At 44.8% G+C, this 22,849-nt stretch carries 21 protein-coding genes; 3 read left to right on the top strand and 18 right to left on the bottom strand.

What is annotated here, in order from left to right; translation table 11 throughout:
* Positions 1 to 97: 97 nt before the first annotated feature.
* The 4 genes from ACXHJ1_RS19055 to ACXHJ1_RS19040 all read right to left on the bottom strand — a co-directional run bounded on the left by ACXHJ1_RS19055 (position 98) and on the right by ACXHJ1_RS19040 (position 3,344).
* Positions 98 to 808, bottom strand: a complete 711-nt coding sequence (locus tag ACXHJ1_RS19055) for a FadR/GntR family transcriptional regulator (RefSeq protein ID WP_031461535.1) — start codon at positions 806 to 808, stop codon at positions 98 to 100.
* Between the two features lie 153 nt (positions 809 to 961).
* Positions 962 to 1,981 carry an aldose epimerase family protein gene (locus ACXHJ1_RS19050; RefSeq protein WP_457905042.1) on the bottom strand — a complete coding sequence of 340 codons (1,020 nt, stop codon included), beginning with the start codon at positions 1,979 to 1,981 and terminating at the stop codon, positions 962 to 964.
* A gap of 136 nt (positions 1,982 to 2,117) precedes the next feature.
* A complete protein-coding gene (locus ACXHJ1_RS19045; RefSeq protein WP_107733549.1) occupies positions 2,118 to 2,921 on the bottom strand; it encodes an MBL fold metallo-hydrolase in 804 nt (267 codons plus the stop codon).
* Positions 2,922 to 3,047: 126 nt separating this feature from the next.
* A complete protein-coding gene (locus tag ACXHJ1_RS19040) occupies positions 3,048 to 3,344 on the bottom strand; it encodes a hypothetical protein (RefSeq protein ID WP_013371376.1) in 297 nt (98 codons plus the stop codon).
* 163 nt (positions 3,345 to 3,507) lie between these two features.
* Here ACXHJ1_RS19040 and ACXHJ1_RS19035 point away from each other — a divergent pair, with 163 nt between their 5' ends.
* On the top strand, positions 3,508 to 4,740 hold the full coding sequence (locus ACXHJ1_RS19035) for an aminopeptidase (RefSeq protein WP_457905041.1): 1,233 nt from the start codon (positions 3,508 to 3,510) through the stop codon (positions 4,738 to 4,740).
* Between the two features lie 74 nt (positions 4,741 to 4,814).
* Here the strand turns inward: ACXHJ1_RS19035 and ACXHJ1_RS19030 are convergent, their stop codons facing one another.
* From ACXHJ1_RS19030 to ACXHJ1_RS18980, 11 genes are all read right to left on the bottom strand, one after another.
* Entirely contained in the window at positions 4,815 to 5,306 is a 492-nt protein-coding gene (locus ACXHJ1_RS19030; protein WP_457905040.1) for a hypothetical protein, read from the bottom strand.
* 131 nt (positions 5,307 to 5,437) lie between these two features.
* Complete coding sequence (locus tag ACXHJ1_RS19025) at positions 5,438 to 6,556, bottom strand: glycerol dehydrogenase (RefSeq protein ID WP_019687369.1); 1,119 nt, start codon at positions 6,554 to 6,556, stop codon at positions 5,438 to 5,440.
* A gap of 36 nt (positions 6,557 to 6,592) precedes the next feature.
* A complete protein-coding gene (gene bioB / locus ACXHJ1_RS19020; protein ID WP_457905039.1) occupies positions 6,593 to 7,600 on the bottom strand; it encodes a biotin synthase BioB in 1,008 nt (335 codons plus the stop codon).
* Between the two features lie 200 nt (positions 7,601 to 7,800).
* Positions 7,801 to 9,102, bottom strand: coding sequence for a hemolysin family protein (locus ACXHJ1_RS19015; protein WP_172494064.1), 1,302 nt, complete (start codon positions 9,100 to 9,102; stop codon positions 7,801 to 7,803).
* Between the two features lie 389 nt (positions 9,103 to 9,491).
* Positions 9,492 to 9,947 (bottom strand): spore coat protein GerQ, encoded by a 456-nt coding sequence (gene gerQ / locus ACXHJ1_RS19010; protein WP_017427029.1) that lies wholly within the window; start codon positions 9,945 to 9,947, stop codon positions 9,492 to 9,494.
* Between the two features lie 59 nt (positions 9,948 to 10,006).
* Positions 10,007 to 10,429: a cell wall hydrolase gene (locus tag ACXHJ1_RS19005; RefSeq protein ID WP_016820774.1), complete on the bottom strand. Its 423-nt coding sequence runs from the start codon at positions 10,427 to 10,429 to the stop codon at positions 10,007 to 10,009.
* 119 nt (positions 10,430 to 10,548) lie between these two features.
* Complete coding sequence (locus tag ACXHJ1_RS19000; protein WP_016820773.1) at positions 10,549 to 11,298, bottom strand: SDR family NAD(P)-dependent oxidoreductase; 750 nt, start codon at positions 11,296 to 11,298, stop codon at positions 10,549 to 10,551.
* 134 nt (positions 11,299 to 11,432) lie between these two features.
* On the bottom strand, positions 11,433 to 11,828 hold the full coding sequence (locus tag ACXHJ1_RS18995; RefSeq protein ID WP_016820772.1) for a DUF2500 domain-containing protein: 396 nt from the start codon (positions 11,826 to 11,828) through the stop codon (positions 11,433 to 11,435).
* Positions 11,829 to 12,016: 188 nt separating this feature from the next.
* Entirely contained in the window at positions 12,017 to 12,199 is a 183-nt protein-coding gene (locus ACXHJ1_RS18990) for a hypothetical protein (protein ID WP_013371387.1), read from the bottom strand.
* A 152-nt stretch (positions 12,200 to 12,351) separates the two neighbouring features.
* On the bottom strand, positions 12,352 to 13,602 hold the full coding sequence (locus ACXHJ1_RS18985) for a WD40/YVTN/BNR-like repeat-containing protein (RefSeq protein ID WP_457905038.1): 1,251 nt from the start codon (positions 13,600 to 13,602) through the stop codon (positions 12,352 to 12,354).
* A 163-nt stretch (positions 13,603 to 13,765) separates the two neighbouring features.
* Complete coding sequence (locus ACXHJ1_RS18980; protein WP_090890563.1) at positions 13,766 to 15,157, bottom strand: amino acid permease; 1,392 nt, start codon at positions 15,155 to 15,157, stop codon at positions 13,766 to 13,768.
* A gap of 232 nt (positions 15,158 to 15,389) precedes the next feature.
* Between ACXHJ1_RS18980 and ACXHJ1_RS18975 the strand changes: the two genes are divergently transcribed.
* Positions 15,390 to 16,319, top strand: a complete 930-nt coding sequence (locus tag ACXHJ1_RS18975) for an L-lactate dehydrogenase (RefSeq protein WP_107733547.1) — start codon at positions 15,390 to 15,392, stop codon at positions 16,317 to 16,319.
* 123 nt (positions 16,320 to 16,442) lie between these two features.
* On the opposite strand, the gene ACXHJ1_RS18970 is transcribed toward ACXHJ1_RS18975, so the two are convergent.
* Complete coding sequence (locus ACXHJ1_RS18970; protein WP_016820767.1) at positions 16,443 to 17,546, bottom strand: DUF3900 domain-containing protein; 1,104 nt, start codon at positions 17,544 to 17,546, stop codon at positions 16,443 to 16,445.
* A 383-nt stretch (positions 17,547 to 17,929) separates the two neighbouring features.
* Here ACXHJ1_RS18970 and ACXHJ1_RS18965 point away from each other — a divergent pair, with 383 nt between their 5' ends.
* A complete protein-coding gene (locus tag ACXHJ1_RS18965; protein WP_457905037.1) occupies positions 17,930 to 19,144 on the top strand; it encodes an MFS transporter in 1,215 nt (404 codons plus the stop codon).
* Positions 19,145 to 19,226: 82 nt separating this feature from the next.
* Here the strand turns inward: ACXHJ1_RS18965 and ACXHJ1_RS18960 are convergent, their stop codons facing one another.
* A complete protein-coding gene (locus tag ACXHJ1_RS18960; RefSeq protein ID WP_457906186.1) occupies positions 19,227 to 20,948 on the bottom strand; it encodes an ABC transporter ATP-binding protein in 1,722 nt (573 codons plus the stop codon).
* Entirely contained in the window at positions 20,948 to 22,786 is a 1,839-nt protein-coding gene (locus ACXHJ1_RS18955; RefSeq protein WP_457905036.1) for an ABC transporter ATP-binding protein, read from the bottom strand. The genes ACXHJ1_RS18960 and ACXHJ1_RS18955 overlap by 1 nt, the downstream gene beginning before the upstream one ends.
* Positions 22,787 to 22,849 lie beyond the last annotated feature (63 nt).

Here is a 22,849-nt window from a genome sequence, read left to right as displayed (position 1 = left end):
AGATACCACCTTTGGTTTGATTTTAGGAGATGCTCAAAGTAGAAGGTTTATACATCATTTTATTCATCCGATCATCTGATGTTTAGGATTAAAAAAATTAGGAACTTCCCATATGCTTTTGCAGCTCCAGCTTGGTGCCGTCCAAATGCTGAATACTATATAACTCTGCAGCCTTACCATCCTGATCCAAGATCGCTTCATAAATTTTTTCATGCTGAAGTGTAAAATGATTTGGCATTGCCGGATCGGTAATCAGATTGCTCAGCGCCTTGCGAATAGCCTCTACAAAGCTGCGGTATACGTCCGTAAGCACCTTATTGCCTGTAGCTGCTGCAACAGCCAAGTGAAAAGTGATATCCGCATCCAAGTACCCATTCATATCTCCAGCGGCCAATGTCGCAGCTCGACGGTCCAGTGCCTCTCGCATCAAGCGTAAATCTTCGTCATTACGACGTAACGCAGCTAATCTGGCAATCTCCAGTTCCAGCACGCTCCGCACTTCATAAACTTCAATAATTTCAGCACGGCTTAGTCGGTAATCCAATGGTTCTTGAGAAGTCGTCGGTTGGCAGACAAAGGTCCCGTGTCCTTGCTTTTTCTCTAATAGACCGGCATGCACCAGTACGCTAACCGCCTCCCGAACTGTAGATCGCCCGACTCCAAATAGCTTCATAAGCTCGGGCTCGGTTGGAATCTTAGTGCCTACATTCCATTCACCAGCAGCAATTTTTCGTTGCAACTGCTCAGCCACTTCATCTGCAATTTGCTTGCGTTTAACAGCTTGAAAAGGCATCATTCCATGATTCATCTGATCATCTCCTGTTTCGTATCATACTATGACACATTGCTTTTCTGCAACCTTTTTCATAATCTTTCTTAGTGGTCTTGTAACTGCAGCCTTAGCAATCGAAAAAGCCTGCACCGTTCACCACGATGCAAGCTTATTTGGATAAAGAACATATTAAGATTTCGTTTTATTCGGAGTAACACAATACAGACGGCTGGTTGTTTCAAAAATATGTCCCGGAGCCAGTGCAATTAACCCGATGTCTTCCGCAGGCAAGTCTGGTCGATTCGGTGCATTGATCATGTTCATTTGCGGTTCAGGACAGATGAATTCCTGGTTCGCTTTGTTGTTCCAGATCATCCAGTGCTTATAAGCAGTGCCTACATCGTATACAAGGGTAGCACCTGTCTTACTGTGTGTGAGTTCCATATAGTTACGTCCATTTTGCGGAGCCGCCGTATAATGATTATCCATAGAGGCAAAATAAGGGCTAACTCCTGTTGTCTTCATCAGTTCCTCTTCCGGGGATAAAGGTTGGAACTGTCCAGTGGCCAACAACCGATCTGTCAGCTCACGCCGCTCACCGATCGTAACCTTAATCTTGTAATCCTCAGGCGAGCTATCAGGTACAAACGGTACCCGAATGGCTGTGTGAAAGGCAAACAAGTTGGGAATCGGCTGATCCCCCTCGTTATGGATCACATAACGCTGATGCAGGCCAAATTCGTCAAGGCTGTACGTCAGCTTCATCGTAAAGGTGAAGGGTAGATAACGGAACATAGGATGCCCTTCCCTTACATGCTGATTCATTACCACATAACTACCTTGCTCCCCGGAACCGTAATCCTCAACCTCCCACCGAACGGTGTGTAAAAAGCCGTGCAAATGGTTATGGGTAGCCTCTTCATTAATTGGCAGCTCATATGTAACACCATTCCACAGGAATTTTCCATCCTCATATCGATTCGGAGGGAATAAGAAAGGAATTCCGTAAACGGATGGGCTTTGCTTAAAAACCTCTATGCTCTCAGCATCCGGCTCACGTAAAAAAGAATATCCCGTCTCATTGTCACGAAAAGAAATCAGATTTGCGCCGTTTCCTGGCAGGGCAACCGCTTCATATCGTCCAAATTTAAGACGAATCGCCGGTATTCCATAATAAAGATCACCAATTGCAGTATGCTGTTGTGTCATCAAAAATCCTCCTTGATGAAATGACGATGTTTAATGAAAGCGTTTAGCTTTTGGCTTGACTATACCATGTCCAGCAAAAAAATTCCACGTCCACGCAAAAAAACGATGCCCCGCAAGACATCGTCCTTCACACATATTACACATAACGTCCCTGTTTGGGTACTGCCATGTGTTCAAAATTTCCAGCCAGCTGTTCCAACTGATTAGTCAGCTCGGTACCTTGCATGAAATGTCCATGCCCTGTAACTGCAATTGCAGGCTTTAAGCCGGCTAACATCTTCACTGACCGCTGTGCAGCTTGCCAATCTGTTGTAAAATACGCAGGCGGTCCGTGGATTTCTTTTTCCTGTAAAAGCACAGCCAAGGCCGATTCCTGCTTTACCGTGATAAAAGCGTCACCAGCTACCATTAAGCGTCTCCGCTCATGAAAAAGCGATACATGACCAGGCGTATGTCCTGGTGTATGCAGCCACTTCCAACCAGGGGCGCCGGGGACACTGCCATCTTGGGGCAAGGAGGTGATGCGATCATCGAGATCTATAGCATCATTGGGGTACAAGAAGGAAATTCCCGACATCAAGCCTCCCCCCACACTAGGGTCAGGTTTTTGATAATCTTTCATTCCCGTTAAATAAGGTAATTCCAAAGGGTGTGCATAAACAGGTGTACCCCAATGCTGAACCAACTCAATAACCGAACCTACATGGTCAAAATGACCGTGAGTAAGCACAATAGCAACCGGAGGACCCGTAAACCGTTCTTCAGCTAGGCGTATAATCGAGTCTGTGAATCCTGCCATCCCCGTATCCACCAGCACCCAGGATCGGCTTCCCGGCTCTCCGATAAAACACACATTTACAAACAGCGTCCGTAAGCTCAGGAGATCGGGAGCAGCCTCTTCATTTGCCGTCATTCCTTCGGTGAACAGATGATTTGCCAAAGCTTCACCCTCCTATTCACATGGAATTTCCTGTTATACTCGACCTTTAGGCTTCCCCCATGTCAGCAGATTATGCGGACACTGCTAAATATAATCCGCTTGTCACGAAAATAGACCATGTTTACATTACTCGGGTAATTTACTCCATGCCGCATCCAGCAAATAGTCGAAAAGATCATCGTTCTCTTCAATCCAGCTATCCATCTGTAGCATCTCTTCCTCCAAGCGTGGCTCTCCTGCAAAATGGAGACTATAATCCCACTCCTTTCCCTTTTTACTGTGGAAGGTGATTTCATATATAGAACTCTGTCCGTCTACTCCAAATACCACTTGGCCTAAATATGCACCGTTCTCATCTCTAGTCATTTGCGCCTGCTGAATATGTACTTCTTTCAATTCCTGAGAAGAATTTTGCTCCGTCATTTATTTATCCGCCCTTTCATTTTCACTAAAAAGTACCAAAACTGATTTGTGAACCTTTTCGTTACATTGTACAATATATAAGCTATGTGTGGAATTTGCAAAAAAACTGTGCGAATTACCCTATTCTTATTTGAGGCTTGTTCGTGAAATGGAGGAAAGTTACATGTCAGATTTTCAACAAAAATTGCAGAAATATGCGGAATTAGCCGTTCGAGTGGGCGCCAATGTCCAACCTGGGCAGACACTTATCGTTCATGCGCCAATCTTGTCCGCCGAACTCGTACGACTTATCGTTAAATCAGCGTATACTGTGGGAGCTAAGCTGGTAAAAGTAAAATGGAGTGATGAGACGGTTACCCGATTACAGTATGAACTAGCTCCTGATGAAACTTTTAATATTGCCCCCAAATGGTACGCAGCCGAAATGACAGAAGAAGTCGAAAATGGCGCTGCAGTGCTCCATGTCATTGCCGAGAATCCTGATTTGCTTCAAGGGATTCCGTCCAGCAGAATTACCGCTGCCCAGCGTGTGCGATCCCATGAGTTACGTCAATACCGTGAATACCAAATGGCTGACAAGTTTAGCTGGTCTCTGATTGCTTATCCTTCAGCAGAATGGGCAGCCAAAGTATTCCCTGATCTGCCAGCTTCCGAGCAAATGGATAAACTGTGGGAAGCCATTTTCAGCACTGTACGTGTGGATCTGGACAACTCTGTGGAGGCGTGGAATGAGCATTTGAAAACCCTATCCAGCAAAGCTGATATTTTAAATTCCAAACGCTATAAAAAGCTGCATTATCTGGCGCCAGGTACAGACCTCACTATCGAACTGGCAAAAGACCATCTATGGGTAGCAGCCGAAAGCGTCAACCAACAGGGACATACTTTTGTAGCCAACATGCCTACTGAAGAGGTATTTACTGCTCCACTTAAAACGGGAGTAAACGGTAAAGTCAGCAGCACCAAGCCACTCAGCTACAGTGGCAATATCATCGACAACTTCTCACTGACCTTTGAAAATGGACGTATTGTCGATGTACAGGCCGAAACCGGTTTGGAGACTCTCCAGCATCTCGTAGAAATGGACGAAGGTTCACACTACCTGGGCGAGGTTGCGCTCGTGCCTCATAAGTCACCGATCTCTGATAAAAACATTTTATTCTACAATACATTGTTTGATGAAAATGCCTCTAACCATCTGGCTATCGGTAATGCTTATGCATTCAATCTTAAAGGCGGTAAGGATATGACTCAAGAGGAGTTGGCTGCCAACGGTCTGAACTCCAGTCTGACTCACGTCGATTTTATGATTGGTTCAGGTGAAATGGACATCAATGGCGTTACCGAAGACGGTACTGAGGAACCGATCTTCCGTAAAGGAAATTGGGCGATTTAACACGGTAAAAAAGGCTCTCACCGCTTGATGCGAGAGAGCCTTCTTGCTTCATCTTTAAGTTATGTTACATACATTTACAGTGTATTAATCCAATAATTCGCTGCAAGTCCAAATACGATTTGTATTATGCTGATGATGAAAAAGACAATAAAGCAGCTTACAACTCTTCTATTAATGGTTTGATGTAAGGATAAAGATGATTTCACATAAAACATGCTGCCTAATATCCCCAAACACAGACCAAAGATACCTGCAAATAGCCACCCTATAACTAAGCTGACCACGACAAAAGCCCAGCTCCAGCCCGGAGCCTTACTTACTGGAACATAAGGTTGATTGGACCCAAGATAAATACCGTCCACAGCTAAATCTGCTTTGTTGCCAATGACCACAACATTCACAGCTTTCTCCTTCAATCGAATTGGAAAATCAATCAAGTTCAAAAATGCGTTCTGGCTTTTCACCTTCTGCTCGCTACCATTCACAATAATTTTTCCTCCGGTAAAGCCACGCTTGTACTCAATACTATATTGAATACCTTGGTCTTCTACATTCCATTTGGCCATCGCTAAACCCCTCTCAAATTTTAGGTAATTTTCTAATTATGTACCCTGAAAATCATACCATAAGCCGCAAGTTAAATAATGGAAAAAGGCCGCTTATCAGCGACCTTTGAATCTACTTATTTCATATGTGATTAGTTTCTATGTCCAATTTTAGTCTTGTAGGCAACTGAATACTGATCAGCCGCTAAAATTGCATCAAGCACATCATCCGCTGTAACAGCAAATGGTAAATTGTGAGCGGTTTCACCTTCTTTGGTAGCAGCCTGAGCTACTCGGTACAAATCCTCTCGGGAAGCTTCTTGCAGCTTAATGTCTTCCAGCGTAACCGGCAGATCGAGTTTTAGGTAAAAATCAATATACCGCTCCACCTCAGTTAAAGGTCTTTTTTCCAAGGCAAGCTGTACTAAGGTGCCAAAAGCTACTTTTTGGCCATGCGTCAGGTGATGAATGTCTCCTTCGAGTACGGTAAAACCATTGTGAATGGCATGTGCACCTGCCAAGCCGCCGCTTTCAAAGCCCAAACCGCTTAGCAATGTATTGGCTTCCACCACCGCTTCAAGCGCTGGTGTAACGACTTTGCGCTTCACAGATTCATAAGCTTGCAGTCCGTAATCGAAAAGAACCTCCTCGCACTTGGACGCAATGGCTTCTGCCGCCAAGGTTGGCAAGCCGCCAGCCATAGTTGTAGCACGAGCTTCAATGACTGCACGGGCTTCAATCCACGTTGCCATGGCATCCGCAATACCTGAGGAGAGGAACAAAGGCGGTGCCTGAGATATGACCTTCGTGTCAACCAGAATTAAGCTCGGATTTTTACTGAAAAAGGTATACGTATCAAATGCACCCTCATCCGTGTACAAAACAGATAGAGCACTGGTAGGGGCATCTGTAGAGGCGGTTGTTGGAACAATCACCACCGAGGAACCGAGTAGCTCATTAACGGCTTTGGCGGTATCCAGTGTTTTACCGCCACCTACACCAATGACAATATCGACCTGGCCGCTTCGTCCCTCATCAGCAATACGGTTTACTTCATTTTTGGATGCTTCTCCTTGAAACTCAACCTTTATAGCAGTGATATCAGCCTGCTCCAGACTTTTGACCACTCGATCGGCTGCAATCTCCCAAACCAGCTTGTCCGCAATAACCAAAGCCGTATGGCCTAAAGGCTTAACATATTCACCTGTTTTATCAATCACATTTTTCCCTTGCACATATTTACCTGGACTAATAAATACTTTTTCGCTCATCATTCAACTCTCCCTTCCATGTTTGTACAATCTCTATTATACGGCTGAAAGGGCACACATCTCAATTTCAAAGCCAAAATCTTCTATCATTTGATGATCAGCGGTAACTTCTTGGCCTGCTGTCGTTAAATAATCTCCTACAAAAATCGAATTTGCTGCATAAAGGGCTAGCGGTTGTAATGAGCGTAAATTCAATTCCCTTCCGCCTGCGACGCGTATTTCTTTGGATGGACAGATGAACCGAAACAGTGCCAACACCTTTAAAGCTTGGATCGGCGAGATCCGCTGTGCTTCTCCCAAAGGGGTTCCGGGGATTGGATTCAGGAAATTAATCGGAATAGAGTCGGCATCCAACTCTCGTAAGGCATAAGCCATTTGAACGATTTCCTCATTCGTCTCCCCCATACCGATAATAACGCCAGAGCATGGAGACAGTCCGTGTGATTGAGCCATTTTCACAGTTTCGATGCGTTGGTCATATGTATGTGTGGTCGTAATCGAGGGATAGTTGGCTTTGCTTGTATTTAAATTATGATTGTAACGGTGTACCCCAGCATCTGCCAATCGCTGTGCTTGATCTCCCTTGAGAATCCCCAAGCAAGCGCAAATTTTGAGCGGCATGGTACGACTAATTTCTTGTACAGCATCAATCACCTGATCCAGTTCCCGATCTGTCGGACCTTTGCCGGAAGCTACAATGCAATATGTCCCCGCTTTTCGTGCCAGGGCTTCCCTTGCCCCAGCCAACAATGATTCCTTATCCAGCATACTATACTTGCTGACAGGTGCCGTAGAAACGATGGATTGTGAGCAATAACCACAATCCTCCGGGCACAGACCACTTTTGGCGTTCATGATCATATTGAGCTTTACTTTTTTTCCGTAAAAATGATGCCTTACCTGAAATGCAGCTTGCATAATCGGTAATATTTCCACATCGTCCGCTTCCAGTACCGCCGTGCCTTCTTCCAGCGTCAGATTGCTGAAATGTATTGCTTTTTCAGCTAATGAGTCCCAATTTACAGCCTTATTGAATAAATTCATACTTCATCCTCCCTCATTTAGATGGTTATGTAAGCAGATGAGATTTTTACCGTAAGGAAATCCACTCTATTGTCAACTTAATAATTATGTATTAGGTTGACAATAACACAGATATCATATCAATTCACATCCTTTATGTAAAGAAGACAAATTAAAAAGCGACCCCACATCATTAAAGGTCGCTTTCCATATTTATTCCATTATGAGACTCCTGCTTCCTCCACGATGATAGGCTGTTTGATTAGCCGAATACGTGAAATCCGCTTGTTTTCAACTTCTTCTACAATGAACATACATCCTTCAAACACTACAGACTGACCTGGCTGTGGAGGGATAACCTCTACATGTGAGTAGAGCCAGCCCCCTACTGTATCATAATCCTCATGATCAAGATCTAGCCCGAAACGATCGTTCACTTCATCAATTAATAACATACCGTCAATGGAAAATTCCTCGTCATTAATCTGCTCACAACTCGGACGTTCTTGGTCGAACTCATCCTGAATTTCACCGACGATTTCTTCCATAATATCTTCCAATGTTACCATACCCGATGTGCCACCGTATTCATCAATCAAAATTGCAATTTGCGTCTTGCTACGCTGCATGCGTTTGAGCAGATCACTAATTTGCGTTGATTCAGGAACAGCAAGAATCGGGCGAATCATCGTACGGGTATCCAGCGTGTTCGCACGTAGAAGATCTTTAATATGGATAAAGCCGATAATATGGTCCTTATCTTCGGCGCAGATTGGATAACGGGTTCTCATGCTTTCCGTTGCAATCGCGAGATTTTCTTCTGTGGACTCATTACTGTATAAACAGATCATCTCCGTGCGCGGAATCATGATTTCCCTGGCGGTCGTGTCGGCAAAATCAAATATATTATCAACAAGCGCCAATTCCGTATTATCAATTAGTCCGCTCTTATTGCTTTCTTTCATCAGAATGCGTATTTCATCCCCCGTATGCGCGGAATCATCATATTCGGATACCGGCTCCAGACGGAACAAACGCAACAGGCTGTTCGCCATTCCATTCAACGCCCATATGAATGGATACATCAACTTGTAAAACCAAGTCATCAGCATGGCCGAATACAGTGTAATAGTCTCAGATTTACGAATAGCTATCGTTTTGGGTGCCAATTCACCCAACACAATATGCAGAATCGTAATGACAATAAATGCAATCACCACGGCAGTACCGTGTACGTATACCGCTCCCAAGCCAACGGCAGTAAATATAGGCTCAATCAAATGTGCGATGGCCGGCTCTCCGATCCATCCCAGTCCCAACGATGCTAAGGTAATACCCAATTGGCAGGCAGACAAATAAGCGTCCAAATTGTGTATCATATTGGCGGCGTATACGGCCTTTTTATTGCCCGCCTCCACCAAGGTTTCGATACGGCTGCCCCTGACCTTCACCATGGCAAATTCCGCAGATACAAAAAATCCATTCAATAATACTAATGCAAAAACAATAATTAAGTTAAACATACTCGGTAAAGGGTCACTCAATATGCTCCCCATCAGCCGTCATTACGGCAGACAGGCGCACCTCCTTCGGATATTTTCATCATAGACAGAACGATAACACATCATAAGCAGCGTCAACTTCCCAACACATTCACCCCTTCCGGCTTCCATAAGCCATATTCCGCATAAATGTTTAAATCATTCATCAGCTTATATTTAATTATATAACTATACTCTATACAGTCAAACTACAAGCAATGTCAGAAAAATCAATCCCTCTATCATTTAGGTCGAAAAGCTCTCATTTTCGCCTCTTACCACCAAGAAAGCAACTATATTTGAGAAAGAATATAAACAAAATACATCCCCTGCCGTTTGGCAGAGGATGTAAACTCATATATATGAAGGCATCAGCGAACCGGAGATCCGCCCGGGTTCCCGATGACGCCGGGATATTGGTACAACAATGGCTCATCAAAAGTTGCATAATCTAGGTTTAACATCAGCAGAATGGTCCGTTTGCCTGTCGCCGGATCACTAATAATAATATGGTCCCGACCTGCTGCTTCCAGAATGCCTTTGAATATTTTAGCATTCCATTCTCGGTTATTTTCATAGGTCATATAAAAAGTTCCCGTTTTGCCCAAGTTCAAGCGTAAAATATTCTCGATGTATGATTGCTCGTATTGAGGAGTCTGAACCTGCACTACCGTACCCGTTGGTGTCATAGGGCTGCCACTACTTACTTGAGGTGGAAAGCCAGTCATAGGTTGCATGGTTCCGGCTGGAGCCATTCCTCTTGGCCATTCGGGATATCCATTGCCGGAAGCATAAGATACGGGACGGTAAGCTTGCTGTGAAATCATTTAAATTCCTCCTAAAATGGTTTTAATTTTTAAATTCTTCAAGCCATCCTGAAAGGTGTCTAATATACATTAGGACAGTCCTGTGCAGTCGGGCTAAAAAAGCAATGGGCTTTAAAGCGTCCGGTATTGGTCTGGTTATACCAGGTACCCGGGCAGTCTCCAGCCGGTCTGAAAAACCATAATGCATTGGATGCTGGACGTATTTTTTCACCATTGATTACACGCTGGGCAAGTCGAATGTCCCGATCACGGGCCCTCTGATAAAAATACCCCTTCTGAGTAGCCTCAAAACCTCCGGGGCTTTGAAACACCATGTCATTCATGAGGCGTATCCCTTGGAAATCTAGGCAATTGGCTAAAATTCGGTTCACACCGACATTGCCAACCATGAGCATTCCTGACTCGCCTTCACCTTCAGCCTCAGCCCGCATCAGCCGGGCGAGGGTCCTCACATCCTCTGAGTTGGTCTTGATTACAGCCACCGCTTCCCCTCCTTGCTTCTCCTTCACATACCCTATCCTATGGTACAAATGCCCAATAGGTGACAGTCCAGAAAATAAAAAAATAGCCCCAAGAATGGGACTACTCATTTAGGCTTTTATCATGGCTCGTAGATCATCTTACGCGTCATGCCACCATCGACCACTAGATTCGTGCCTGTTACAAAATCATTGCCGGGTTGTGTTAAATACAGACAGGCTCGTGCGATGTCTTTAGGGGTCCCTACTCGCCCAGCCGGATGCTGTTGATGGTCTTCCGCACGCAATTGCTCGTAATCCCCGGTTTCAATCCATCCTGGACTAATACAATTGACCTGAATCCTATCCTTTCCTAGCGATATGGCCATCGCGTGTGTAAGGGCAGCTATGGCTCCTTTGGATGCTGCGTAGGCTTCTGTGTCCGGCTCTGACATGAAAGCTCGTGTAGAGGTCATATTAACCACTGAGCCCCCTTCTGCGTTTCGCTTCATTACCTTAGCCGCTTCTCTGGTTGCAATAAAACAACTGCGTACGTTTGTATTCAGAATGTCATCCCATTCTGCTACGGTTAACTCATATGGAGATTTCCACCTGGATACGCCTGCATTGTTAATCAACGTATGAATTGTACCGTATTCTTCTTCCGTGGCACGGATCAGCGCTACAATATCTGCTTCCTTACGCACATCACAAGGAATAAAAATAGCCTGATGACCCTCGTTCCGGGCTGCTGCAGCGGCTGCGGCGCCCTCTTCCTCATTGTAGTCAGCAAATACAACTTTGGCACCCTGAGCAGCATAGGCAAAAGCGACCTCTTTCCCGATGCCATGCGCCGCTCCTGTTACAATAACAACTTGTCCTTCAAATGACACGACTTATTCCTCCTCTGAACTACTCTGTTTTAGTATATATGTACCAAAATGTGCCGTACAAGAAACATTCACAGCCCCCTACCCTGGCTCCTCGCAGAAGGCTGTAAATGAGCATGAATGTTTTTGACTGAATCCTACATTTTAACCTGCTCCAAGCTATAACGATTAAGACGCTGAAACCCGATATACCTTGTACCTTGAAAAGTAAGCCGTCCCTCATCCCCTTCAGCACATTGACCATATTCTTCCCCTGATACCTTGAACTCCATCCGGTCGCCACTCTCCACTTCAAAGGTTACATAATAGAAAGTATAGGTACGACTCCCTTGTTCCTCTTGGCGCCTCTGTTGGAGATGTGTCCTTCTGGCCGTAATGCGGGAACCCACCGTCAACACAGGCTGCCGCTTGTTCCGGCTCCATTCCATGACTTCCCTGCCCGCAGACAACACGACAATACCCAACACAACTACGAAAAATACGGGCAATACCGTACCCAGCCAATCGAACATCCATAATGACTCAAATCCCATGCACCGCACTCCTCTCCGCCAGGCATTCCACAGGGAAACCACTGGGCATCCTGACCTGCCTCAAGCCTTCTATAACAGTATATGTATGTTGCTGCCCAAATTTGATAGCAACCCTCAAGAACGCCAAGAGCCTCCACGGATTAATCCGGGAGGCTCAAGATATGGCGATATCAGAATGGCTCATCGATTTACACATGTACAAGCTGGAGATAACGTTGTGTTTCATCCAGAACTTCATGATCTTCTTCTTCGGCGTAACGCTCTGCGCATTGCTTGCAGTCCTCTTCCGTCGTGCAACCGTAGGCATCCTGACAAGTGTAGCAAAATTGAAGGTAGTATTGGGTTAACATATGATCCTGATTCGCTCTCATGATTATCACTCCTATCGTTGTTTACAGGTTTAGTATAACAGTGGCTCATTTGTTAGTTTGTGATTTTTTTCACATGTTGTCGTATAAAATTTAAATTTTTTAAAAATAAAACGCCCTGGGAAGACATCCCAGGGCAATCACCTTTATCACGATTACAAAATTCTCCAGTTCGCACCACCATCTGTTGTTTTTAACAGCAGTGATTTCTTGTCGTCGAGTCGTTCCAAAAGCAGCCAACCTACCGATGAAGAAGCAAAACGCAGCTTGACTGATCGTGGGTAGTCTTTTAGCTTCGAAGGCAGCACCTTGTTGCCTTTGAGACTTGTCCACGTCTTGCCTCCATCTATTGTATGGCTCATTCCGTTTACGGTTATAACCCATCCTTCTTTATCGCTTAGAAAGGTACGCCCAGGAGTTATAGAATTATTATTGCTACTCAGACCCAATGGCACATCATTCCATTGTATTCCTGTATTATTCGTAAACAGCCCGTTATATTTGGTACCGTTATCCCCATAGCAGAAAACCGGAATCCAGTATGAGGAACTGTTACCTTTAAGAGACTGCTGAGCTTCTGCCTTAGCCTGAGGGCACCCTTGCATGCTGTTAGCGACTGGAGTCCACGTTTTCCCTTGATTCGAAGTTTTATACAACTTCACGCTATTGTCCACGTTAATCGCCACAAAACCCTGATTGTTGGAAGAAAAGCTCATTCCCGCCATACTGCCTTGATCGGGTAAACCTGAGCCTGATTTGTTGGAAGTCATACCAGAACTTTGCGCAACTTTATTCCACGTGGCTCCTCCGTCCGTGGTGTGATACAACATTTTTTGTTGATCCTGCTCATTCAGTTTTGTATAAGCCATGATCCAGCCTGTGGTTGGATTTACATATTGAATCGAGCTTACATGGTCTCCGCTAGGTAGCGCTGAAACATCCCAGCTCTGCCCTCCATCTGCCGTTCTTAGAATGACTGTTGCTGTTTGGTCCAGATTTTGGCGGACGACCCAACCGTGACGTGAATCTGTGAAACTGATATCCTTGCCATATTCAAGCTTGTCTTGAAATTGGACGTTTTCAGAAGGAGAAATATTATTCCATGTTTTCCCACCATCATGGGTATCATAAAGTCGAAGCTCATTATGGGTAACTCCCCAAACCAACCCTTTATTGTTATCGATTAAATGAAAATCCGCGATTCGTGTCTGTACTACATATTTGGCGTTTGGATCGCCAGCCTTTGGGGTTACCGGCGGATTAATAGTTATCGTTTGTCCCTGGTCATCTGGTTCCTCAATCGGAGGTTTAGTTACAGTTTTTGGGGGTTCAGCAGAACAGGCAGTTAGCAGGATGCCCGTCAATAGCATTACTCCTCCCAAGAGCGCACGCCAGCGCAGTTTCATATCAAAATCCTCCCTCGATGGCATGCGGTAATCACGTGCCAAAAGCTTATCTGAAACAGAATTATACCATAAACACCCCTATGTGACACTTTTCGCGTAATGACAAAAAAAACCGGCTCCTTCACAAAAGTGAAGAATGCCGGCTTTTTTCATACTAATATTGTTAGGATTTATGATTCAACAAACTTTTGTGATATCCATAGAAGAAATAAATCAGTAATCCAAGCAGTAGCCACACGATAAATCCGATCCAGGTGCTGATATGAAGCTGAAGCATCAGACCGATGCAAACCAAAGCACTCAGTAGCGGAAGTAACGGAACCCATGGTACGGTAAACCCTCTTTTTAAATCTGGTCGTGTCTTCCGCAAAACGATGACCCCAACCGAAACTACAGCAAAAGCGAACAGGGTTCCAATACTCGTCAAGTTGGTCAGTGCATGTAACGGGAACAAACCACTTGCCAATGCGATAATGCTACCCACCAGCCATGTGCTTCGAATCGGTGTTTGAGTTTTGGCATTTATCTTAGAAAGAAAAACGGGTAAAAGACCATCTCGTGACATAGAAAAAATTAATCGTGTCTGGCCGTACAACAGCACCAGCAAAACGGTCGTCATCCCAGCAATCGCACCAACTGAAATTAATCCAGCTACAAAATCCTGATGAATAAAGCGGAGAGCAAACGCAACCGGATCACTAACGCCCAACTGCGTATAAGGTACCATTCCCGTTAACACAACTGAAACGGCAATATACAATATCGTGCAGATCGCTAAAGAGGAAATAATGCCGATGGGCATGTTCCGTTGCGGATTGCGTACCTCTTCAGCAGCAGTTGAGATAGCATCAAAGCCTAGATAAGCAAAAAATACGATTGCCGCAGCACTCAATACACCAGAAAATCCATAAGGCAAGAACGGTGTCCAGTTGGCAGGCTTAACATAAAAGATTCCAATTCCAATAAATAGCAGTACGACCCCGACTTTGACACAAACCATAATGAAATTGAATCGGACCGTTTCCTTGGCTCCGAGACTAAGCAACAGTGTGATGAGCATGATGATGCACACCGCTGGCAGATCAATAATGGTCCCCTTGGTCGAATCGAAGGCTGCGGTTAAAGCTAACGGTAGATGTATATCAAATCCGGCCAGCAAGCCTTGAAAGTAAGCAGACCAGCCACTACTCACAGAGGCGGCCGCCACTCCATATTCCAGAATCAAGTCCCAACCTAGTACCCAGGCCAGAACTTCTCCAAAAACAATATAACTATATGCATAAGCGCTCCCAGCCGCGGGAACTGTAGATGAAAGCTCTGCATAGCACAAGGCTGCCAATACGCAGGCAATCCCTGCAATAACAAAAGAAAGCATCAAGCCGGGACCTGCATTTTCTGCTGCTGCCTTGCCAGTAATAACAAAAATCCCTGTCCCGATGATGCATCCTACTCCTAGCATGGTGAGATCAAAAGGCCCCATTGTTCTCTTTAAGTGACCTGTAGATCCGCTTTCCTCGTGCGAGAGCAGTCCTGTTTTTTTTCGAAATAAGTCCATATTCCTAATCCTCTTTCCATAATTTCATGCGTCAATATCGGTGCTGCAACGCTTTAGTGCATGTTCTTATCATTCGATTAATTATTAGCGAGCTCGCCTTTGAAGTCAAGGAAAAATGTCATATTTCTTTGCGGTGGGTTAGTATATAGGGTACACTAAGTTGGAAAGATAAATTTTTAAGTAATATCCCAAAATGAAAAGGTATACAACCCGAGAAGGAGATGAGGATTTTATGAGCTTAAAACCTTACAAACGAAGTAGAGTGGCTATTGTCGGCATGGGAGCGGTTGGCACAACAACCGGCTACACCCTGCTGCTGCGCCAACGCATGCAAGAACTTGTCTTTATTGATGTCAACGTCAAAAAGGCGAAGGGGGAAATGCTCGATATGAATCATGGGCTTCCTTTTCTCGGCGGTGTCAAAGTATGGGCGGGTGATTATGAAGACTGCCGTAATGCAGATATCATCATTGTTGCAGCGGGAGCTTCACAAAAGCCGGGAGAAACACGTATTGATCTGCTTAAACGTAATGCCGAAATTTTTGAAAGTATTATTGATAATATCATCAAGGTCAATACACATGGCATTTTGCTGATCGCAACCAATCCAGTGGACATTCTCTCCTACATCTCTTGGAAACGCAGTGGTTGGCCTTCAAGCAGAGTCATTGGATCAGGAACGTTGCTGGACAGCGCACGCTTCCGCTATCTGATCGGGAAGCAAAAGGGCATCGATCCACGAAGCATCCACGCCCATATTATTGGAGAACATGGTGACTCTGAGTTACCTGTATGGAGCACAGCCAACGTGGCTGGAACTCCACTGGAGTTGGACGAAGGAACGAAAAATGAAATTTTTGAGAATACGAAGAATGCTGCCTATGAAATTATAGATGCCAAAGGCGCTACATCCTACGCCATCGGGCTGGCTCTTGACCGTATCGTAGCCGCTATTCTCGGAGACGAGGGGTCGGTACTTAATGTGTCCACCCTGCTGGAAGATTATAACGGTGTATCTGACGTTTATTTAGGTGTTCCAAGTATCGTGGATCACAATGGAGTACGTGAAATTTTGGATCTTCCGCTCAATGACGAGGAACGTGCAAGGTTGGTTCAATCTGCGGACAAGCTGAAAGATCAAATTAGTAAAGTGCATATGTAATTCAGTAAGTCAAGAATATAAAAGCTAAACAAAAACGGGCCTCCACAGCGGATACATCCGTTGTGAGGTCCGTTTTTTTATAATATAATTCCGTTCGTTTGTCGCCCTGCTATGCGTTCCAAATTACCAAGGTGGTGTATCGCCATCCATACCCTCATTTTCATGTTGCCGTTTCTCTTTGAGCCGCTCAGCCACCGTTTCAAAGGATTCAGGTTGTAGCAGCTCAATCGGAGAAAATCCCTTTTCAAACGTAAATGCATCACCTTCAATAATAAGTGCATATCTATCATGAAGTTTCGTGATATGCAGCTTGGCACCAAAGTCGGATAGTAACCCACGCACAGCCGTATCATCCAGTTTGAAACGAACTTCAATTTCCGGTTTTAGCTCGACAATATGCTGCGCAGCTTCTACGACCTGAAGAGGTTCCCATTTTCCTTGCAGATCCCGTTTTTCGCTGGCCGCCCACAGCTCCAGATCGCGCTCTTCCTGCTGTCTTTCCTCATTAGATGCATCCGGCCATTTGGTTTCTACATAGTTCTGAACAAAGCCCATGACATGCTCATTAACGATTTCCGGCATGGATTGCTCATAAGTGACGAATTTCAAAAAGTCTTCAAAATACCGCGCATGCGAAGACTGATGTATTTTAAGCTCCCACTCATCGTTCATACCCTCCTCCAGCATGTAGGGATACATGATGGATTTCATATTACGGGCTGAAATGGCCATTTCGACCTCACTGACCAGGCTGCTTTCAGTAATTCGTGCAATTTTGGGTTCAAAATCACATTTGAGTACAAAAATAAACGGGTCGTCAGAGTGGGTATTTAATGTAGCCTGTACAATGATCAGTGCTCCACCTCGTACCGCGCTTGTATCCAGGTACATCCGCACCAGGTCATCACATGCATTTTTAAAATCTTCCTTATCCTCTGCTGCTCGTAGTCGAGCGAACATATTGAAATTCGGATTACTGCTCAGCTCATGTTCCGGTTCAACGATAAAGCGGCCGATTTTAGTCGGTGCCTGCTCTGTGCTTGGATTTTTTTCAACCTTTCGCTTGCTAATGCGAGCAAATTCCCCGTCCAGAAATTTTTTGACATCACTCTCATCGTAATCATAGTCATCCATTGTAGCATAATGCTTGTAGGACTTACCGCCTTGTCCTTCTTTCCCGTCTACCTGAATCACAAAAAAAGATAAAAAGTCCACTTGAAAGTTCATTTACGTTCTATACGCTCCTTTTCAGGCATGTACGCGTAATTATATCACTATGATTTTAAAAGGTACATCGGATTCAGATTCTGGTAGATAATAGACACGTAATAGTTAACATAATATTTATTATGTAATTTTGTTTTTTTATTTGGATATCCCATCCAATTTGTAAATATGTAGTGCTCCACCCCTTTTCTATTCTAATCCGCTTTTTTTGCATGATTGACTATTTCCTTTTCTATTCTCTATTTTATTCAGGGATTACAAAAAACATTTGACTAAATAGCAGTATATTTATTATATTATCTATTATTATATAGACAAATTATAATTTTGTTTATAAAAATATTCAAAGAAATACTCTGAAAATAAGAAAGGAGAGTTTGTTGTTGTTTAAAAATCCATATATAAGGACCATTATTGCCTCCAATGCGTTGCTAAATTTGGGCATCTGGGTGCGGAACTTTGCCATACTGTTGTATGTAACAGATCTGACCCATAATGATCCTGTATACGTATCGCTCATTTCGGTCGCTGAATTTGCGCCTATCTTTCTGTTTGCCATCATTGGAGGTACATTTGCAGATCGTTGGCGGCCTAAACGGACAATGGTTAGTTGCGATCTGCTGTCGGCCGCGTCTATTTTTATCGTGTTGCTCGCATTGTGGTACGGGTCATGGCAGGTGCTCTTGCTATCCACTTTCTTTTCGGCCATTCTATCTCAATTTTCTCAGCCATCTGCGATGAAAATATTAAAGCAGCATGTAGCACCAGAACAGCTTCAGGGAGTGATGGCTCTTTTTCAGTCTCTCATGGCATTATTTATGGTTATCGGTCCTGTCGTCGGTACATTTATTTATCAACACTTTGGAATTTTCTCTTCATTGTCTATAACCGGAATGTTGTTTCTTATCTCTGCGCTTGTTCTAACTCGTATCCCACAAGATGAGCAAGTAATTGAGATAGATCGACCAACACATTTCATTGAAGAGCTTAAAGAAGGAATACGTTATGTATGGAATAACCGTACACTTCGCACGCTTGGAGGAACATTTACCATAATTGGGCTGGCGGTCGGACTTATTCAACCATTAATGGTTTTTGTATCTATCGAGAACCTTGGACAAGATAAGGAATTTTTACAATGGCCGTTAATGGCGAACGGAGCGGCTATGCTGTTGGGCGGCGGTCTGATTATGGGGGTTGCCAAAAAAGTCCAGCCGCAATTGCTCCTGGCGACTGGACTTCTGGTCAGCACACTGACAACCTTTGGAGTCGGATGGTCGCACAATATTGTGCTGACAATGGCATTGCAAGTACTCAGCGGTCTATTTTATCCTTGCATTCATATTGGTATCAACACGATGATGATGAAAAATGCCGAAGCTGCTTTTATCGGCCGCGTCGGTGGTGCCCTCTCTCCCCTGTTCTCGGGGATGATGGTCGTGGGTATGAGCATCGGCGGTACACTCAAACGCGAATCCTCCCTGAACACCGTATATACCGTGAGTGCCGGTTTATTTTTACTGGGAGCGATGCTGTTGTTACCATTGCTACGTGACAGGCAGCCTGTACAAGCTGTCATAGCCGATGATTCTGAATAACACCACAAGAAACCGCCCTTGGTAGATATGACATCTCCCGGGGCGGTTTCTTAATGTTTGTATCCTGAGTTCATACAGACTATTACTCTCTTACCTCATGCTGTCTGTTCCACAATCGTGCATATAGGCCGTTGTTATCCAACAGTTCATCATGTCTTCCCTGCTCCACGACCCTTCCTTTGTCCAAAACTACAATACGGTCTGCGTTTCGAATCGTTTTGAGCCGATGAGCAATCGCAATAACTGTTCGACCTTGTACAAGACGATTAATAGCCTGCTGAATATCCCTTTCATTCTCAGGGTCCAGCGAAGACGTAGCTTCATCTAGCAAAACAATCGGCGAATTTTTAAGTATAGCGCGGGCAATGGATATCCTCTGTTTCTCGCCGCCCGATAACGTACTGCCTCCCTCACCTACCCGGGTATCATATCCCTTGGGTAGCCTGGATATAAAATCATGGCAACAAGCTTGGCGAGCAGCAGCTTCGATTTCTTCCTGTGTAGCATCGCTTTTGCCAAATCGAATATTGTTCGCAATGGTATCTTGAAACAGATATACATCCTGGAACACCATAGATATCTTGCGCAATAGCGCTTCCGTATTCATCTGTTGTATGTTGTTTCCACCTAATAGCACGTTGCCCTGATCCGGGTCGTAAAAGCGGGCAATCATCCGCAATACCGTACTTTTTCCGCTGCCGGAGGGTCCTACTAATGCTGTGAAAGAACGAAACGGCATAGACATACTCACATTCCGCAATACTGGCTGATCACCATATCCAAAACTTACGTTTCTTAGTTCAATATCGTGTCTCTCCGAAGGCAATTGGTCACCCGGCATCACTGGCTCGTTCAGCAATTGGACGATACGTTCACCTGCCTGCTCGTGGTATCTAAATTCAGCGAAGTTTACAAGTGCAGTGGTTAGGGGATCATAAATACGTGTTCCTACAATCAGAAAAGAAACAAACACAATAACATCCATCTGACCCGCCAGCAGTAGATATACACCGATCATAACCATCCACGTCAAGCCAGACCGCATGAAAGCAATAGCAGCCAATACAATCGGTCCTAACAACCCTTCAATACGGATGCTGTGCCGCATCAGTTCTCTAAACGCAAGCTCCAGCCGAACAAAACGCTCACCAGTTAGCTGGTAGGCTTTAATCACCCGAATACCATTTAAATACTCCTGTAGACGATTCGCAGCATTGATTTTGGCACGCATATGATTGGCCCCCAGCCGCCGCTGGATACGGGAAGTAAGCAATACCAACAAAATGGCCACCGGAAAAGCAGCAAACAATGCCAGCGCCATCCGCCAATCTAAAAAGGATAATCCAATTAATGCCAGCAGTGGCATCGTCACCGCCCCGATCATCTGCGGCACCAAATGGGAAATCCCATGTTCCACCATTGTAAAATCACCCATCATCATATTGGCTAGGTCACCGGGATCGCGTTTGTTTAGAAATCCCAGAGATAGTCTACGCAAATGCTCAGCTAGACGCGACCTCCCGGTTACCGAGGCATCATAGGCTCCACGGTATTGGGAACGATAAGCTGGAATCTCACACAGAAACAGCAGAAGTAGCGACAGGAGCAGACCTCCACTAATCCACCATAAGTCAGCAGATTGGAGCGAAGCTCCCGGATGGATGAAAGGCTCGAAAATCAGACGGGCCGCCCCTACCAGCAAGGCAAAAGGAACCAACCCTGCGATATTGGCTAAGGTTGTGTATAATACCGGTTTTAACAGTACCCTTGGATTTCCAGCCGTGATACTTTGCAACATTCTCATCATTGAGCCGCCTCCTCTTCCCGTGCCCCAATCTGCCATTGTCCGACATCCGTATAGGCCTGCCATAAGTGGGCATACAGGCCGTTTACTTCCAGCAACTCACTGTGCTGACCCCGTTCAGCAATACGTCCTTCCTGAAGCACCAGAATCTGATCCGCATGCTGAATAGTAGACAAACGGTGTGCAATAACAATAACCGTCTTGTTTTTCATTAGTTCTTTTAATGCCAGCTGCATTTCATATTCATTTTCAGGATCAGCAAATGCCGTAGCTTCATCCAATACGAGAATAGGTGCATTTTTGAGAATGGCACGTGCTACCGCAAGTCGCTGCTCTTCTCCGCCCGATAGGTATACCCCTCCAGCTCCGATGAGCGTATCATAGCCGTTCGGCAGCTTACAAATGAACTCATGACACTGTGCTGCCTTTGCAGCCGCTATAACCTGCTCCATAGAAGCCTTCGCATCACCTACGGCAATATTGTTAAATACGGAGTCATAAAACAAAAAAGTTTCCTGAAATACAAAAGCAACCGTATCCATCAGGTTAGATGTGCTCATCTGGCGGATATCGGCCCCACCAATGCGGATTGCACCTTTCTGTACATCCCAAAAACGCGGCACCAAATTGGCAATCGTCGATTTACCGGAACCAGACGGGCCGACTAAAGCGGTCATTTTCCCTTGTCTTGCCGTAAAAGTGATATTAGACAGCACATAGGTCGATGGATTGTCATCTCCGTCCTCATGCTTGTTAACCTCTTCTGTGTTTCCATAGGAAAAGAAAACTTGCTCGAACTGCACATCATAAGTAGTCGGCTTTTGCGGATGTGCTGGCTCTTGTATTGCAGGTTCTTTAAAAATACGGTCAATCCGATCAACGCCTTCATTAATATCACGCATTGAAGACATGAGATGCATAATTTTAAACATGGGTGCTGACACCCCGGGGGCCATTACCAGAAAAAATAGTAACACCGAGGCAAATGCAACATTCTGCGGGTTACCACTCAACAGGTATACACCGACAGGAAGTACAAAAGCAGCGAATGAGCCAATAATTACCTTAAAGACGAGAAAGCCAGTTTCAAATTGGTCAGTGAATCTCATGCAATATTCACGATAATGCACCATATCGGAATAAAACTTACGAAACGAATGCACCGTCTGTCCAAACACCTTGATTGCGGGTATACCACGGACATACTGCACAGCCGATCCGTTTAGACGTTCCAGTGAGTTGTAATATTCCTTGATGTTATCCTGTGTTTTGGAGCCACCGATCAGCCTCATTTGAACGGTGAAAGCAAGCAGAATCGGCACGATACAAGCGAACGCCAACCATATATTCAAGCTAAACATGGCAACAATCATCACTACTGCTGTCACGATAACCTGCACCAGATCCGGTAATTGATGAGCGACAAACGTCTCTACTTTTTCCACATTTTGCTCCAAGGTCTTTTTGACAGCCCCCGTGGAAGTGCCATTAAGCCATCCTAAGGGGAGTTTACCGATGTGCGCAGACAGCTTGACGCGTAAGCCGTATAAAATACGGAAAGCCGCAATATGTGAGATAAGCCCGCCGATGTACATTGTAATAAGGCTGGCTAATAAACCTGCTAAAGCAATCAGTCCCCATTGAATCATCAATGGCCCGTCTGCTGTTGTAGGTTGTGCAGCGTGCTCAAGTAGCTCCTTGAGTACAAAATAAACTGAAGCATAAGGCACCAACATGAAAATGGCACTTAAACCGGAAAATAAAGCGGAAACAGCAAGTAATCCGCGTTTTTCCCCAGCGATTTGAAGTAATCGGGCAATGCCCATTTTTGGTTGCATGAATCATTTCTCCTTTCCAAATACGGCAGTTGCAGAATGCTTGAGCCTGTGTCTATTGTAGGC

This window comes from Paenibacillus sp. ALE2 (assembly GCF_054113385.1).
The sequence above is the reverse complement of the archived record's forward strand: the minus strand, read 5'-3'. Positions and strand labels throughout refer to the sequence as shown.

Bases quoted from the DNA above. Each gene is read 5' to 3' on its own strand.
- ACXHJ1_RS19055 (WP_031461535.1), bottom strand. From the start codon at position 808: ATGAATCATGGAATGATGCCTTTTCAAGCTGTTAAACGCAAGCAAATT.
- ACXHJ1_RS19050 (WP_457905042.1), bottom strand. From the start codon at position 1,981: ATGACACAACAGCATACTGCAATTGGTGATCTTTATTATGGAATACCG.
- ACXHJ1_RS19040 (WP_013371376.1), bottom strand. From the start codon at position 3,344: ATGACGGAGCAAAATTCTTCTCAGGAATTGAAAGAAGTACATATTCAG.
- ACXHJ1_RS19035 (WP_457905041.1), top strand. From the start codon at position 3,508: ATGTCAGATTTTCAACAAAAATTGCAGAAATATGCGGAATTAGCCGTT.
- ACXHJ1_RS19030 (WP_457905040.1), bottom strand. From the start codon at position 5,306: ATGGCCAAATGGAATGTAGAAGACCAAGGTATTCAATATAGTATTGAG.
- ACXHJ1_RS19025 (WP_019687369.1), bottom strand. From the start codon at position 6,556: ATGAGCGAAAAAGTATTTATTAGTCCAGGTAAATATGTGCAAGGGAAA.
- bioB (WP_457905039.1), bottom strand. From the start codon at position 7,600: ATGAATTTATTCAATAAGGCTGTAAATTGGGACTCATTAGCTGAAAAA.
- ACXHJ1_RS19015 (WP_172494064.1), bottom strand. From the start codon at position 9,102: ATGTTTAACTTAATTATTGTTTTTGCATTAGTATTATTGAATGGATTT.
- gerQ (WP_017427029.1), bottom strand. From the start codon at position 9,947: ATGATTTCACAGCAAGCTTACCGTCCCGTATCTTATGCTTCCGGCAAT.
- ACXHJ1_RS18995 (WP_016820772.1), bottom strand. From the start codon at position 11,828: ATGGGATTTGAGTCATTATGGATGTTCGATTGGCTGGGTACGGTATTG.
- ACXHJ1_RS18990 (WP_013371387.1), bottom strand. From the start codon at position 12,199: ATGAGAGCGAATCAGGATCATATGTTAACCCAATACTACCTTCAATTT.
- ACXHJ1_RS18985 (WP_457905038.1), bottom strand. From the start codon at position 13,602: ATGAAACTGCGCTGGCGTGCGCTCTTGGGAGGAGTAATGCTATTGACG.
- ACXHJ1_RS18980 (WP_090890563.1), bottom strand. From the start codon at position 15,157: ATGGACTTATTTCGAAAAAAAACAGGACTGCTCTCGCACGAGGAAAGC.
- ACXHJ1_RS18975 (WP_107733547.1), top strand. From the start codon at position 15,390: ATGAGCTTAAAACCTTACAAACGAAGTAGAGTGGCTATTGTCGGCATG.
- ACXHJ1_RS18970 (WP_016820767.1), bottom strand. From the start codon at position 17,546: ATGAACTTTCAAGTGGACTTTTTATCTTTTTTTGTGATTCAGGTAGAC.
- ACXHJ1_RS18960 (WP_457906186.1), bottom strand. From the start codon at position 20,948: ATGAGAATGTTGCAAAGTATCACGGCTGGAAATCCAAGGGTACTGTTA.
- ACXHJ1_RS18955 (WP_457905036.1), bottom strand. From the start codon at position 22,786: ATGCAACCAAAAATGGGCATTGCCCGATTACTTCAAATCGCTGGGGAA.